Source organism: Paraburkholderia sp. BL10I2N1 (genome assembly GCF_004361815.1).
Lineage (GTDB): Bacteria > Pseudomonadota > Gammaproteobacteria > Burkholderiales > Burkholderiaceae > Paraburkholderia.
This window is the reverse complement of the sequence record NZ_SNWA01000002.1, coordinates 2,622,823-2,636,145: the sequence shown is the minus strand read 5'-3', so window position 1 is coordinate 2,636,145 and position 13,323 is coordinate 2,622,823. Positions and strand designations below refer to the sequence as shown.

Here is a 13,323-nt window from a genome sequence, read left to right as displayed (position 1 = left end):
GACCTGTTGCGCCTCCCCGGCGGCCATGCGCGGTTCAGGGCGCCGCGCGGCGGCGTTTCGGCGAGCGTGTTTTATCGACGGCAGGGGCAATGCGCTGCCGCGTCACGTTGCGCACCGCATCAATCAGCGCGCGCGCCGCTGCCGACGGCTGGGTATCCGTGCGCAGGATTAGACCCACCGGCTCCTCGGTGCCGGCAAACGGCAGCGGCAGCCGCACCAGTTCGCCGCGCGACAGATCGTATTCGACCGCGCTGAACGGGACAAACCAGACCGCGTCGTTTTCGAGCGTCAACGCCCGGCCAACAGATACCGACAGCATTTCCACGAACGACGACAGCGGCGGTGCCCCCCAGGCCGTCAGCAGACTTTCGGCCGACTGCCGGATCAGCGTGCCGAACGGTGGCAGCACCACCATGAAGCGTTCGAGCAGCGCCGCCGGCGGAGCCGCGCCCGTCGACAGCGGATGGCCCGCACGGACCACCGCGATCAGCGGCTCGCGATACAGCTGCTCGAAGCTAAGGCCGATCATCCGCTCCGGATCCGCCAGCCGCCCCACCGCGAACTCGATCGTGCCGGCCTTTAGCCGCGCGAGCAGTTCTGTGTTCGACGCGGTCACCATCCGCACAACCACATGCGGCCATCGGGTTTGAAACAACTTCAGCGCGGGCGGCACGACCGCGGTCGCGACGGTCGGCAAAATGCCGAGATCGAGCGTGGCGGCCGCCGTGCCCTCCGCGCGCGCCAGCAGATCGACGCCTTGCCGCAGCGCGCTCACGCAGGCGCTTGCGTGCGGCATGAACAGCTGTCCCTCGCGCGTGGGCACCGCCCCGTGCCGGCCGCGCTCGAACAGCCTCACGCCGAGAATCGATTCGAGTTCGGCGACCGTCTTCGACACGGCGGGCTGCGTAATCGCCAGGCTCTCCGCGGCCTTCTGCACGCCGCCGAACTGCGCGACGGCCAGAAAGCACTGCAGATGACGGAATTTGACGCGGCTGTCCGCGAGGCTGCGTTGCATAACGACAGGTTATACGAAAGACGAAAAAACGTCATTTTGCATAACTTCCTGGAGCATATAAAGTCCCATAATCCCCAGCCGCTCAATAATCCCTCCCAGGAGACAAACAATGGACGATCACCTTGTCCTCACCGTGCGCGACTTCGCGTCCCATCCTCCCTATGTCTATCCCGGCTACGGTTCGTCGGTGAAGCGCGGCCCGAGCCGCCCGCTGATCCCGCTGAAAGAACGCCTGCGCAATCAGCGCGTGCCCGTGTACGGCGCGGAAGATCTCGGCGCGCTCGATAACGACCTGACGCGCAATGCCGCCAGAAATGGCGAGCCGCTTGGCGAGCGCATCATCGTCACGGGCCGCGTGCTCGACGAAGGCGGTCGGCCGGTGCGCAACACGCTCGTCGAAATCTGGCAGGCGAATGCTGCGGGCCGCTATGTTCACAAGGCTGACCAGCACGAAGCGCCGCTCGATCCGAACTTCCTCGGCGCAGGCCGCTGCCTGACCGACAACGAAGGCCGTTATCGGTTTCTGACGATCAAGCCCGGTGCGTATCCGTGGGGCAATCATCCGAACGCATGGCGTCCGAACCACATTCACTTCTCGCTGTTTGGCGACTACTTCGGCTCGCGCCTCGTCACGCAGATGTACTTCCCTGGCGACCCGCTGCTCGCACTCGATCCGATCTTCCAGGGCACGCCCGAGCACGCACGCGAACGTCTCATCTCGCGCTTCTCGATCGACACGACGGAAGAAGGCTATGCGCTCGGCTACGAATTCGACATCGTGCTGCGCGGCCGCAACGAAACCCCGATGGAGCGTTGAACATGACACTCAAGCAAACGCCTTCTCAAACGGTCGGGCCGTACTTCGCTTACGGTCTGTGCCCCGAACAGTACAACTTCGATCTGAAGAGCTTGTTCACGCCATCGCTCGCGGATCATGAAGCGGCCGGCGAACACATCACGATTGTCGGCCAGGTGTTCGACGCCGACGGTGCGGTGATCGGCGACGCCATGCTCGAGTTTTTGCAGGTCGACCCGCAAGGCAACTATCCGGCTTCAAGCGCGGACGTGACGAAGTCGGGCTTTCGCGGCTTTGCGCGCGTCGGTACGGGAACGGACCCGCAGAAGCGCTTTGTCGTCCAGACCGTGAAGCCAGGTGCGACCGGCGACGACGAAGCGCCGCACATCAACGTGATCGTGCTGATGCGCGGGATGCTGCTGCATACGTTCACGCGCCTCTACTTTGACGATGAAGCGGCGGCCAACGAGCGTGACGCGGTGCTTGCCTCCGTACCGGCCGAACGTCGCAACACGCTGGTCGCGAAACGCGAAACACATGCTGGCAGCACGGTGTACCGTTTCGACATTCACATGCAGGGCGAAAACGAAACGGCCTTCTTCGATCTCTGATGTTGATTGAAGTTGGATGAAGGTGCGGTTCGCACTTTCACGGAGTTTGCGCGGACGTTTCATACAGCAGCTCTGGAATCTCAAGCCGCGACCCGTTCGCGAAACTCCGGATAGCATTCGGCCCGCCTCGCGCGGGCCTTTTTTATCCGCCTGGACGGCGATCGAACGATGACCGAAACGTCACCGTTCGACGTGTCCGCCATCATGCATCCATGGCGCCGTTCAGTCGTAGCTGATCACGACCGCTACAGCGCTGTCCGCCGACGGACCATTGCCCGTCCGGGGCGTAAGCGACAGTGTTCCCCCTTCGCTGCCCAGACGGAACCGTCCATCCTTGTCTGATGCGACCGCATGACCAGTGCCGTCGACGAAGCGTGTCGCGATCGTCTTCGGAGCACGCAAGCCATCCACATCGAGCACCTGCAACCCGACGTTGGCGCAGGCAACGCCAACGGGCGCGTCGAACGTGACCCGCACTCCGGCTGCGCCAGAGGCTTGCCGGATGGTCGTGCCAGCCGCCGTCGACCCCACTGCCGGCGCGTACGAGACGCCGAACGGCGGAGCGACGACCGCGCCGCTAAAGTAGATTCTGCCGCTCGTTGCAGCCGTCGCCGCGCCTGGCAAGACGTAGAGCGCTGCCATCGCCGCAACGCCGACGAACTCTGTTAGACGTCGATTGCTCGTCCCCATCTCGACCTCCGCATTGGACTTCCTGACTACCGCCGGATGGCGGGCCTGTTCCCTCATGCATAACGGCAAGATGCCTCTTAACTTTAGTTCGAATTGCCAAATATAGTGACGATGGCGTGATTCCCGCTTCCTGAATCAAACGACTAGTTGTACTTATAAATTGCAACATACCAAAAGCGTCGAACGCGTTGTGCAAGTGGTGGCTCACAGCCCTGTGAGCCAGGTCTCGCTCAAGCCAGCGTATTTGAAACCTGCCTCGCACGTCATCGCATGACGACGCTGGATCTCATCCGCAAACATCGTCGACCGCCAAAGATGCGTGCGGATGAGCGACATCCATCACCTGCCCAGAATACAAGTAAGCATAGGACAGTAAAACAAAAAATCCATTACCCAAACGGCCGGACCCCGATCAACCATCCATGCAAGACAACGGCAAACACCACCCACACCACAAGCCCGGCAACGACCGGCATCACATCTTTTGACAGGACACCAGGTGGATAAACAACGCCCTGATCCAGGTCACGCCGCCGCGCAGCGAAATAGTCAACCACCGCCCAGACCAGAAAAGCCCCAAACAGGATCACAGCATTCAGTGTCCCGTTGGCAAGCAGATGCGCGAGCGCCCAAAGCCCGACGCCAAACACCATCGGATGATGGAGCAGCGACTTGAAGTGGTTACCCGGACTATGAGCAGCAGGAAAGAGGATAAATGCGAACGCGGTAAGCGGCGCAGCGAGATGAGGAGCCCACACCGGCGGCGTCCATAGCAGCACCGGGTCACGCCGTGCCAGTCCATAGCCCCAGATGATCAGCACGAGCCCGATCGCGGAGACGATGGAAAAAATCCCCTTCCAGCCCTTCTCGCCAAGCCTCGCAATTTGCGCCTCGCGCCATGGCCCGGCGAAGATCCGCACTGAATGACTGCCCAGAAAGATCACCAACCCGACTATCAGCACAACCATGGTATGCACCTCGCGGCGAAGTTTGAAGATCGCCGCGATTGTCGCCCAGCTTGCCGCTTATGCCAATCAGGATATGCCGCTCCGCCTGGCAATCGCCCCGCCCGCCCTGCTGTTGGTGCCTAACTGCAGTAATCGGATCGCGATGTATCGATCAGCCGCAACGCGGCTTCCCACGCCAGTTGTGCAATGCCTTCCGAGTCGTCGCGCTGGAACTGGCTTGCGGTCAACCTGCACACGGCCTGCGGCGGCACATTCAGCTCCGCATTGCCGGCCAGCGCCTGAACCTGAATCTGGCAGGCGCGCTCCAGAAAATAGATTTCCTGAAACGCCGTCGCCGCGGATACGCCTCCGGCCAGCAAACCGTGATTGCGCAGGATCATCGCATTGCATGTGCCCAGATCGGCGACGAGCCGTTCCCGTTCGCCGAGATCCAGCGCAATGCCTTCATAGTCATGGTAAGCAAGGCACTCGTAGAACTTGAGCGCATGCTGGCTGATCGGCAGCAATCCCTGCTTTTGCGCGGAAACCGCCGAGCCCGCCGCAGTGTGCGTGTGAATCACGTAGCGCAGGTCGGGACGCGCCGTGTGCACGGCCGAATGAATCGTGAAACCCGCGGCATTCACGCGATAGCGCGCCGGATCTCCGTCCGCCTCCGCTTCGACGACTCGCCCATCGCGATCGATTTTCACCAGATCCGATGCGCGCATTTCGTCGAACAGCACGCCATAACGGTTAATGAGGAAGTGATGCTCGGGCCCCGGCACACGCGCGGTAATGTGCGTGTCGATCAGGTCGGTCATGCGGAAATGCGCGACCAGGCGATAAAGCGCAGCGAGGTCGCAGCGAGTCACCCATTCGTCCGGACTGAAGGCGTGCGCCGACGCCGGTTGTGTGATGGACATCGGATATCTCCCTGAAAGGCAGGTTGCCGCCTCACGAAGCAACGCGGTGCGCCGCGGCGGCGAACGCATCGCGGGACGCATGGCTTAGTCTGGAAAATACGGCTCGACATGCCGCGATCAGCACCGGAAGTGCTCGATATCCTGCCCTGCGTGAATGGCGCGGGTCAGCCAGTCGGGCCTGTCGCCCGTGCCATCCCACGTGTTGCCGTATGCGTCGCGATACTTCGGCGCCTGCAGCGCGGCGGCATCGGCTTCGATGGCGGCCGCCAGATCGTCCAGCGTAATGCCGTACTCTTCCATGCGGCGGCGTATCCACACGAGCAGTCGTTCGCGCGCTTCTCCGTCGGGATCGAACATCCGTTGTTCCTCTCGCTTGACCATGGTGCACCATTTTCCTTGCAGAAAATGCATGCCTGAAAAGACAAAGGCTTCGCAATTGCCAGCGAAGCCTTTTTTTTGATGTTGACAGCGGCGCAGGTGAATCAGCGACTCACACTGCCGTCCCGGAGGTAAATGAAGACTCCGAAAACGACGCCCGGCATATCAACATATTAGAAAAAATCCGTTCCGCAAACCGGCCGAATATTACTCCGTGCCGCGATTGTAAATCAAGCGGCGGCCTGCCGTTCCGGTTTGCCATTACCGGGTGGTGGCGTTTCTGCATCCGCTTCGCGAAATCCGGGCCGGCGCGCCTCCGCGTTGAGCAGTCGAAGCATCCGCACGTTTCGATCGGACGCCCAAAGTGGTCGCTTACCAGCGGTTCCGCGGCGCCATTTCCCCTTGCTCAACCCGCCATCGGACAGCAGGCAGGCGGCAATGCTAGCGCCGCCGCTCTTCCAGCTTCCGGGCGACGTACCCGCGCGCTGCCCGCGCCATCTGTCCATAGCGCCAGCCTGGCACGGCAAACAGCACGAGCGCGCACAGGGCAAGCAGACCGCAGAACACGAAGGTGCCGCGATAGCTGAACGCCTGCACCAGCAAACCGGACAGCACGCCCGACAGGATCGATCCCACCCGCGCCGCGTTGAAGAACAGGGCCGTCGCCCGGCCCGGCGACGCGGGCATCAGATCCTGCACGTAGGTCATGCCGAGGCACGATGTGACGGAAACGACGAACGCATTGAGGATCTGCATCGGAATCAGCACGTTCACGTGGCCCGCGACCGACATGCCGACAAAATACACCGCATGCACCGCGGCGCACGCGGCCAGCCAGTTCGGCTTGTGCAGCGACGACGACCGCGCACCGAGCGCAAGCATCATCGGAATTTCGGTCAGCGCGCCGAGCCCCAGCATGATCGATACATCGAGCCGCGAGCCGTTGAGGCCATGCACGATGTATAACGGCAGCACGATCATCGTCGCGTTGGCGGCGAGGCCGATCAGCGTCAACGCCACCACGGCCCGCATGATGTCATTCGCCGATGCGGCCGCGCCGCCCGCTGCATGGCCGCCTTCGGAGGGCGAGCGCAGCGGTGGCACCGTGATCGACGAGGTCGGCTCGGACGCCGTGTCCTCGACGGTGTGATCGCCGAGATGCCCCTGCGGCTCTCTCATCCGCGCGACGATCGTCGCGCACGCCGCAAAGCTCGCCGCAGCGAACAGGAACAGCCCGTAGAAGCCGGTTGCCGCGAGCACCAGCGCGCCCACCGCCGGGCCGAATACCCACGCGCCCGAGAGGATCGTGCGCAGCGACGCGCTCGCAAACGCGCGTTCGTCGTCGTCTTTCACCGGTAATGCGGCGCGGCTGAACGAGAAGACCAGCGACAGCGCCGAGCCGCCCGCCCCGATGAAGGCCACGCCCACTACCAGCAGAAGCCGGTAGTCGCGCACCACGCACAGGCACAGATAACCCAGCGTCGCCGCCACGAGCGATGCAAGCAGCAAGGGCCGGTGACGCCCGCTCCTGTCGCTCCAGCGGCCGGCCAGCGTGCTGGCCAGCACGCCGCTGGCAGCGATCAGCGTCATGAAAAGGCCGAGCCTGAACGGCGTCATCCCCGCACGTTCGACGCCGAAGAGCGATAGATAGGGGGCAGTAAACGACATCGCCACACCGAGCATCAGGGTCGCGCCCGCGAGCGGCTTGAAGCCGGGAATGCGCAGCAGATCGAAAAAGCGTGAGGTCTTCAGCACGGGGCAACGATGGATGGAGGATGGCGACCCGGTGCACCCCAACCAGCCGTGATGCGTGTGGATCGACCGGCCATTATCAGGGCCAGGAACACTGACCGTAAAGCTGGAGATCGTCATCCCACATTCACGGGTGATCGGTGTTATGCGCAACGAATCATCTGCGGTCGCCGGTATTCCGGTGACGCCGCGCAAGTCCGCGCCTCGCCGCCTTCGGGCAGGCGGCGTCTGCCGGTTCGCTGGAAGAACAGGCTGAGCAGTGGCGCCACGCAGTTGCGACCTTCAGAATCGCGCGGATCGAACGCGCTGGCAGCCAACGCGTCATAATCCGCAGATTCGTTGCGCCAACCCCGAGGTGGCCTGGCGGGCGCAGATTCTGCGTGCGAGGCCGTTTCCCCGATCCTTTCGAGGGCTACTGTCATGCCAACTTCTTCTGTCAGCCGCCGTGCTGCCTTTCGCCGCAGCGTCAGTGAACGCCGGGGCCTGCTCGTGCCCGGCGCGTTCAACGCGATGAGCGCACGCGTCATCGAGGACGCCGGGTTCGAAGCGCTCTACCTGACGGGCGCGGGCGTCACGAACATGTCGCTCGGGCTGCCCGACCTCGGCTTCATCGGCCTGAACGAAATCGCCGAACACACTGCGCGCGTGCGCGATGCGGTCGAGCTGCCGCTTATCGTCGACGCGGACACCGGTTTCGGCAACGCGCTCAACGTACGGCATACGGTTCGCACGCTGGAGCGTTGCGGCGCCGATGCGATCCAGTTCGAAGACCAGGTGATGCCGAAGAAATGCGGCCATTTCGCGGGCAAGGAAGTGGTCTCGACCGGCGAGATGGTCGGCAAGATCCACGCGGCGGTCGACGCCCGGGAGGACGGCCACCTGCAGATCATTGCGCGCACCGACGCGGCCGCGGTGGAAGGCATCGAGGCGGCGATCGAACGCGGTCAGCGCTTCGTCGAGGCCGGCGCCGATATCCTCTTTATCGAAGCCACCGAATCCCTCGCTGATATTGAGCGTCTGCCAGGCCTCTTCCCGACCGCACCGCAGCTCATCAATATCGTGATCGGCGGCAAGACTCCCGTGCAGTCGCGCGACGCGCTCGCCAGCCTCGGCTACGGACTCGTCCTGTATGCGAACGCGGCCCTGCAGGGCGCGGTGCGCGGTATGCAGCAGGCGCTCGGCGCGCTGAAAGACAACGGACGCCTCGACGAAGACCCATCGCTAGTGGTGCCGTTCAGCGAGCGTCAGCGCCTCGTGAACAAGCCGCTGTACGACCAGCTCGACAAGCAATATGCCGCGCACGAGAAGTAGGCGCTCTAGCAGGCGCTTTGCCACTGCCTCGAAGGCCGCGCGCTTCGCCTGGCGGAAAAGTCAGCTGCCTTACGAGGCGTTTTGAGGCCCGCGGATACCTGAAATCTCGCCGGCACATCTTGAGGCATGGGGCGGTTCTTCAACCGCCCGCGGACTTCCCCGTGCCAGCATCAGGTTTTCACCCATACAGCCATTGCATGGACAGCCACCAACATGACAGAAAGCAGCGGCAGCCGCTCTCTCACGCCTGCCCGCTCAAAGCACCCGCCGAAGGCCATGCCATGACCGCGCGCCTGCCGGATCCCTCGCACGTTCGCTGGTTGCCGTATATCGTCGCGGCGACCTTCTTCATGGAGTATCTCGACACCACTGTCGTCGCGACGGCGCTGCCGCAGATGGCTCGCTCGTTCGGTGTCGGCCCGAACAGCCTCAGCCTCGGGATGACGGCCTACATGCTGGCGCTCGCGATCTTCATTCCGGTGAGCGGCTGGGTTGCCGACCGCTGCGGATCGCGCACGGTGTTCTTCGGCGCAATCGTCGTGTTCACGTTGGCGTCGGTGCTATGCGGCGTGTCGCAAAACGAGGTGGAGTTCACGGCGGCTCGCGTGTTGCAGGGCGTCGGCGGCGCGATGATGGTGCCCGTCGGCCGCCTGATCGTCGTGCGCAGCACGGAGAAAAGCCGCCTGATGCAGGCCATCTCCACCATCACGTGGCCGGCGATCGTCGCGCCTGTGGTTGGACCGCCGATCGGCGGCTTCATCACGACATACGCCTCGTGGCGCTGGATCTTTCTGCTGAATGTGCCAGTCGGCATTGCGGTGCTGGCAGTGGTTGCGGCGCTCGTGCCCAATCTGCGTGGCACTGACCGGCGTCCGCTTGATGTCGTCGGCCTCGTGCTGAGCGGCGCCACGCTGACCTCGACTCTTTACGGCGCCGAACTGGCCAGCCAGCCGGGCACGAAGCCGTGGGGCGCGTTGGGCTTCGTGGCCGCAGGTCTTGTCTTCGGGTTCATTGCGTTTCGACACGCGAGGCACCATCCGCATCCGCTCATCGACGTGTCGACACTGAAAGTCCCGACGTTCTCCGTCACCGTGGTGACGGGCTCGCTAACGCGCATCGGGATCGGCGCGGTGCCCTACCTGATGCCGCTGTTGTTCCAGATCGGCTTCGGGCTCTCCGCGTTCAAGTCCGGCCTGTTGCTGCTCGCGAGCGCGCTCGGCAATCTCGGGATGAAAGCGCTCACCACGCGCATCCTGCGGCGCTTCGGCTTCAGGATGGTCTCGATCGTCGACGTCGCCGTGGCCGGCGTCTTTATCATCGCCTGCGGGCTGTTGACGCCCGCCGCGCCGCTCGCGCTCGTGCTGATCGTCGTGTTTGTCTATGGCGTCGCGCGCTCCATGCAGTTTTCGTTGCTCGCCACGCTCGCCTATGCCGACGTGCCGCAGCCGCAGATGAATGCGGCGAGCACGCTCTGGAGCGCGGCCGCTCAGATGACCATCGGCCTCGGCATCGCCTTTGGCGCGGTGTCGCTGCGGTTGGGCGCCCTGGTCCACGGCGAGGAAGCAGGACGCCCCTTCACACTCGACGACTTCCGGCTGGCCTTCCTGTTTGCCGGCCTGCTGACCTTCGTTTCCGTTCTGGGCTACATGCGCATGGCACATGATGCGGGCCAGAGCGTCGGAGGCGGAGCACGCCGGCAGAACGCTTCCTGAACTACTGCGCCTGAACCTGAACCGGCGCACCCGGCTTGCCTGCCACTGACGGCGCAATCACCAGATAGCGGCGCTGGTCCTTCGCCGCTGCATCGCCCGTCGTCACCACCTGGCGGATCTGTCCAATCGCGTTGACGATGGCCGAGCCCGCCGGGTTCGTCATGAAGTTCGCCAGCGGCTCGACGTTGCCGCTGCCATCCGGCGCATCGGTGAGACCCAGCACGTAGGGCTGTTTGGGCTCGAGGCCGGTCACCGACGCCTGCAGCACCTGCAGCAGCCCCTGATCGAAAAGCGTCACGCTCGTCGGGGCATTTGCCGGGGCATTCGTCGTGCTGCCGGCTTTCGCCGCACCGGCAGGCACGAACACCAGATGCGCGGCCTGCCCTGCCACGCCAAGCGGCTGCAGGTTCTGCGTCCCGTCGCCTTCGGGCACGGCGTTCGGCACATAGGCGACCGCCTGCGGCGCCTGACCGATCGGCACCGTCGCGACGACCTTGTTGGTCAGCGTGTCGATCGCGGTCAATGCATCGGCGTTCTCGAGGCCCACGTAGACGCGGCTGCCATCGCCCGATGGCCAGATACCGTGCGGCAGACTGCCGACCGGAATGGCCGCGACCTGCGAGTAGTCATCGGTGCGGAATACCTTCACCATGTTCGAACCACCTACCGTCACATACGCGAACATGCCTTTGGCGTTGCGCACGATGTTCACGTGATTCGTGATCGGACCGGTGTCGATTGTCTTGAGCAACGCGAACGGCGGGCGGGCGTCGAAAACCTGCGTCTTGCCGACATCCTTGAGCGTGAACCACACCTGCTTGCCATCCGGCGTCGCGGCAATGTTCGGGCAGAAAGGACTCGCCTGCTTCACCTTGCCGACGATCTGATGGTCAGCCACGGAAATCACGTCGACTTCCGGATTGAACGACGAACACACGTAACCGTACTTGCCGTCAGGCGAGAATATCTGCATGCCCGGACCGGCCGGCACGATGATGCGCGTCTTCTCCTCGAAGGTCTTGCCGTCGATCACCGATAGGTAGTTTTCGCCACGCACGGTCACCCACACTTCGCTGCCGTCAGGCGTGAAGAAGGCCTCGTGCGGCGAACGGCCTACATACGTCGTATGTTTGACGGCGTTGGTCTGCGTATCGATGAACGTCACCGAGTTCGAGCCGATCGACACCACTGCAAGCGTGCGGTGATCCGGTGAAAAGCCCATGCCGTGCACGAGCACCTGGCCGCGATAGAGCGGGCTGAAGTTGCCCGGCGACGGATCGCCAAGACGAATGACACCGACGAGCCTGTTGTCGGCCGGATCGGTCACCGACACCGTGTTCGAAAACTGCTCGGCTGCGTAGACGCGATCGTGGTGACTCATCGGCACGTCGGGATCGGACGATGCGCCCGGCGCCTGGCCGGCCCATGCGAACTGCGCGACGGCCATCGCTGTAATCGACAGCATCGTGGCGAGAGTAGACATGTGTTTCATTGGGACTCCTTGGGCGGGTTCATGTTCATGTGCATGCTGTTCATGCCATGACCGGACATCGAAGGTGCGGCTTGAGACGCAGGGTGTGCCGCAGACGGCTGATCGGGTGCAGGTGCGGCCGGTGGCAACGGTTGACCCAGCGCCACGCGCATCGCGACGATTTCCTGTTGCTGTTCGACGATGATTTCCTGCGCGATGCGGCGCAGCTGTTCGTTGTGTCCGTAACGCAGTTCGGCCTTCGCCATGTCGATGGCGCCCTGGTGATGCGGCTCCATCATCGCGACGAAGTCCTTGTCGATGTCACCGGTCGGCTTGATGGACATGTCATCCATCATCTTCGTCATCGCGCGGTCGTTCTCCGATAGATAGGCCGCTTCGTCAGGGCTCGCCGCATGCGATCCGGCTGCAAACGCGGCCTGGCCGAGCGGGCCCGACATAGCACACGCAACCACGATGCTGACTATCGGGTGCATGCATGAACTCAGTGGGGATCGCATAAGACTCTTCTCCTCGATCTGAAGCGTCGGTGTCAGAGAGGTGAACACAGCTTCGAAGAGATTATTCCGCACTTCGGTTGCGTTTTCATGCCCGTTTAAGCCGGCTGTGCCGCTGGAAAACCGTTCAGTACACTCGAACGCTATACTCGAGAGAGCATGTATCGCGCTCAATGAATGCCGTGAGGTCATGAGTCGTAGAGGCATGGACTTCGCGCGCGATAGCATGGCAACCACTTGATCTGCGGCAAAGGCGACACCGATGGCTTTCGACGAACGCATGTTGAACGGAATGGGTGTATTGACGGCGATCGTCGACAGCGGCAGTTTCGTCGCGGCCGGAGAAGCGCTGGACATGTCGCAGTCAGGCGTAAGCCGGTCTGTTGCCCGGCTCGAAGCGCGGCTCGGCATCCGGCTTTTCGACCGGACCACGCGGTCGGTCACCCTCACCGACGAAGGCCGGCGCTTCTATGAGCAGATCCTGCCGCTACTGAGCGGCCTTGAAGAAGCGGCTGCGTCGGCAGCGGAAGGCCGCACTGCCGTACGCGGACGGCTTCGCGTCAATGTCGATATGTTCTTCTCGCGCATCTTTCTCGGGCCGCGTCTCGGCGCATTCGTGGAGGCTTATCCCGATCTTCAGCTCGATGTCGTCACACGCGATCACCTCGGCGACATGGTGGCGGATGGCTTCGATCTGGCCGTGCGTTTCGGCGAGCCGCGCGCCTCGACGCTGATCGCACGCAAGCTGCTCGACACACGCGTCATCACCGTCGCTTCACCCGCGTACATCAAGCGATCTGGACGCCCGCTCGCACCCACGGACCTCGAACGCGAGCCGCACGTGTGCCTCGATTTCCGCGAACCGGAGACGGGACGTGCCTATCCGTGGGAATTTCATCGGGGAAGGAAGAAGATCGTCATCAAGGCGCGCAGCCGCCTGATGGTCAATGACGTCGGCACGATGTACGCACAGTGTCTCGGTGGCCATGGCATCGCACAGATTCTCTCCCCTGGAGCCGAACAATGGCTCACGAGCGGCAAGCTGGTCGACCTCTTTCCCGACTGGCCCGACGAACGGTTTCCTCTCTACGCGCTCTACCCGTCGCGGCATCATCCGCCCGCCAAGGTCCGCGCTTTCTTCGATTTCGTCGTGCAGCTGACCGGCAGCCCTGTGCGCGATAGCGAGTCTTGAGCGCCTGGCG

At 63.3% G+C, this 13,323-nt stretch carries 13 protein-coding genes; 5 read left to right on the top strand and 8 right to left on the bottom strand.

Going from position 1 to position 13,323, the window contains the following annotated elements; all coding sequences use genetic code 11:
* Positions 1-34: 34 nt before the first annotated feature.
* Complete coding sequence (gene pcaQ / locus B0G77_RS34185) at positions 35-1,015, bottom strand: pca operon transcription factor PcaQ (protein ID WP_133666222.1); 981 nt, start codon at positions 1,013-1,015, stop codon at positions 35-37.
* A gap of 109 nt (positions 1,016-1,124) precedes the next feature.
* Between pcaQ and pcaH the strand changes: the two genes are divergently transcribed.
* Both pcaH and pcaG read left to right on the top strand, forming a co-directional pair.
* Positions 1,125-1,832, top strand: coding sequence for a protocatechuate 3,4-dioxygenase subunit beta (gene pcaH, locus B0G77_RS34180; RefSeq protein ID WP_133666221.1), 708 nt, complete (start codon positions 1,125-1,127; stop codon positions 1,830-1,832).
* 2 nt (positions 1,833-1,834) lie between these two features.
* On the top strand, positions 1,835-2,422 hold the full coding sequence (gene pcaG, locus B0G77_RS34175; RefSeq protein ID WP_133666220.1) for a protocatechuate 3,4-dioxygenase subunit alpha: 588 nt from the start codon (positions 1,835-1,837) through the stop codon (positions 2,420-2,422).
* 222 nt (positions 2,423-2,644) lie between these two features.
* On the opposite strand, the gene B0G77_RS34170 is transcribed toward pcaG, so the two are convergent.
* The 5 genes from B0G77_RS34170 to B0G77_RS34150 all read right to left on the bottom strand — a co-directional run bounded on the left by B0G77_RS34170 (position 2,645) and on the right by B0G77_RS34150 (position 7,115).
* Positions 2,645-3,169, bottom strand: coding sequence for a hypothetical protein (locus B0G77_RS34170; protein ID WP_133666219.1), 525 nt, complete (start codon positions 3,167-3,169; stop codon positions 2,645-2,647).
* 332 nt (positions 3,170-3,501) lie between these two features.
* The gene (locus tag B0G77_RS34165; RefSeq protein ID WP_133666218.1) at positions 3,502-4,080 is read right to left on the bottom strand and encodes an NnrU family protein; all 579 of its coding nucleotides are present in this window, start codon (positions 4,078-4,080) and stop codon (positions 3,502-3,504) included.
* A 119-nt stretch (positions 4,081-4,199) separates the two neighbouring features.
* A complete protein-coding gene (locus B0G77_RS34160) occupies positions 4,200-4,982 on the bottom strand; it encodes a class II aldolase/adducin family protein (RefSeq protein WP_133666217.1) in 783 nt (260 codons plus the stop codon).
* 117 nt (positions 4,983-5,099) lie between these two features.
* Positions 5,100-5,363 carry an H-NS family nucleoid-associated regulatory protein gene (locus B0G77_RS34155; RefSeq protein WP_133666216.1) on the bottom strand — a complete coding sequence of 88 codons (264 nt, stop codon included), beginning with the start codon at positions 5,361-5,363 and terminating at the stop codon, positions 5,100-5,102.
* Between the two features lie 438 nt (positions 5,364-5,801).
* Positions 5,802-7,115, bottom strand: a complete 1,314-nt coding sequence (locus B0G77_RS34150; protein WP_133666215.1) for a sugar efflux transporter — start codon at positions 7,113-7,115, stop codon at positions 5,802-5,804.
* 417 nt (positions 7,116-7,532) lie between these two features.
* Here B0G77_RS34150 and B0G77_RS34145 point away from each other — a divergent pair, with 417 nt between their 5' ends.
* Together B0G77_RS34145 and B0G77_RS34140 are read left to right on the top strand one after the other, a co-directional pair.
* Positions 7,533-8,423: an oxaloacetate decarboxylase gene (locus tag B0G77_RS34145; protein ID WP_133666214.1), complete on the top strand. Its 891-nt coding sequence runs from the start codon at positions 7,533-7,535 to the stop codon at positions 8,421-8,423.
* Positions 8,424-8,704: 281 nt separating this feature from the next.
* On the top strand, positions 8,705-10,135 hold the full coding sequence (locus tag B0G77_RS34140) for an MFS transporter (protein WP_133666213.1): 1,431 nt from the start codon (positions 8,705-8,707) through the stop codon (positions 10,133-10,135).
* Between the two features lies 1 nt (position 10,136).
* On the opposite strand, the gene B0G77_RS34135 is transcribed toward B0G77_RS34140, so the two are convergent.
* Entirely contained in the window at positions 10,137-11,627 is a 1,491-nt protein-coding gene (locus B0G77_RS34135) for a beta-propeller fold lactonase family protein (RefSeq protein WP_133666212.1), read from the bottom strand.
* A complete protein-coding gene (locus tag B0G77_RS34130) occupies positions 11,624-12,100 on the bottom strand; it encodes a DUF305 domain-containing protein (protein ID WP_243751331.1) in 477 nt (158 codons plus the stop codon). Before B0G77_RS34130 ends, B0G77_RS34135 begins: the two co-directional genes overlap by 4 nt.
* A 283-nt stretch (positions 12,101-12,383) precedes the next feature.
* Here B0G77_RS34130 and B0G77_RS34125 point away from each other — a divergent pair, with 283 nt between their 5' ends.
* The gene (locus tag B0G77_RS34125) at positions 12,384-13,313 is read left to right on the top strand and encodes a LysR family transcriptional regulator (protein WP_133666210.1); all 930 of its coding nucleotides are present in this window, start codon (positions 12,384-12,386) and stop codon (positions 13,311-13,313) included.
* The last annotated feature ends 10 nt before the right edge of the window (positions 13,314-13,323 follow it).

What these genes read in the sequence shown, in the direction of transcription:
- pcaQ (WP_133666222.1), bottom strand. Translation starts at nt 1,015, where the DNA reads ATGCAACGCAGCCTCGCGGACAGCCGCGTCAAATTCCGTCATCTGCAG.
- pcaH (WP_133666221.1), top strand. Translation starts at nt 1,125, where the DNA reads ATGGACGATCACCTTGTCCTCACCGTGCGCGACTTCGCGTCCCATCCT.
- pcaG (WP_133666220.1), top strand. Translation starts at nt 1,835, where the DNA reads ATGACACTCAAGCAAACGCCTTCTCAAACGGTCGGGCCGTACTTCGCT.
- B0G77_RS34170 (WP_133666219.1), bottom strand. Translation starts at nt 3,169, where the DNA reads ATGAGGGAACAGGCCCGCCATCCGGCGGTAGTCAGGAAGTCCAATGCG.
- B0G77_RS34165 (WP_133666218.1), bottom strand. Translation starts at nt 4,080, where the DNA reads ATGGTTGTGCTGATAGTCGGGTTGGTGATCTTTCTGGGCAGTCATTCA.
- B0G77_RS34160 (WP_133666217.1), bottom strand. Translation starts at nt 4,982, where the DNA reads ATGTCCATCACACAACCGGCGTCGGCGCACGCCTTCAGTCCGGACGAA.
- B0G77_RS34155 (WP_133666216.1), bottom strand. Translation starts at nt 5,363, where the DNA reads ATGGTCAAGCGAGAGGAACAACGGATGTTCGATCCCGACGGAGAAGCG.
- B0G77_RS34145 (WP_133666214.1), top strand. Translation starts at nt 7,533, where the DNA reads ATGCCAACTTCTTCTGTCAGCCGCCGTGCTGCCTTTCGCCGCAGCGTC.
- B0G77_RS34140 (WP_133666213.1), top strand. Translation starts at nt 8,705, where the DNA reads ATGACCGCGCGCCTGCCGGATCCCTCGCACGTTCGCTGGTTGCCGTAT.
- B0G77_RS34135 (WP_133666212.1), bottom strand. Translation starts at nt 11,627, where the DNA reads ATGAAACACATGTCTACTCTCGCCACGATGCTGTCGATTACAGCGATG.
- B0G77_RS34130 (WP_243751331.1), bottom strand. Translation starts at nt 12,100, where the DNA reads ATGCACCCGATAGTCAGCATCGTGGTTGCGTGTGCTATGTCGGGCCCG.
- B0G77_RS34125 (WP_133666210.1), top strand. Translation starts at nt 12,384, where the DNA reads ATGGCTTTCGACGAACGCATGTTGAACGGAATGGGTGTATTGACGGCG.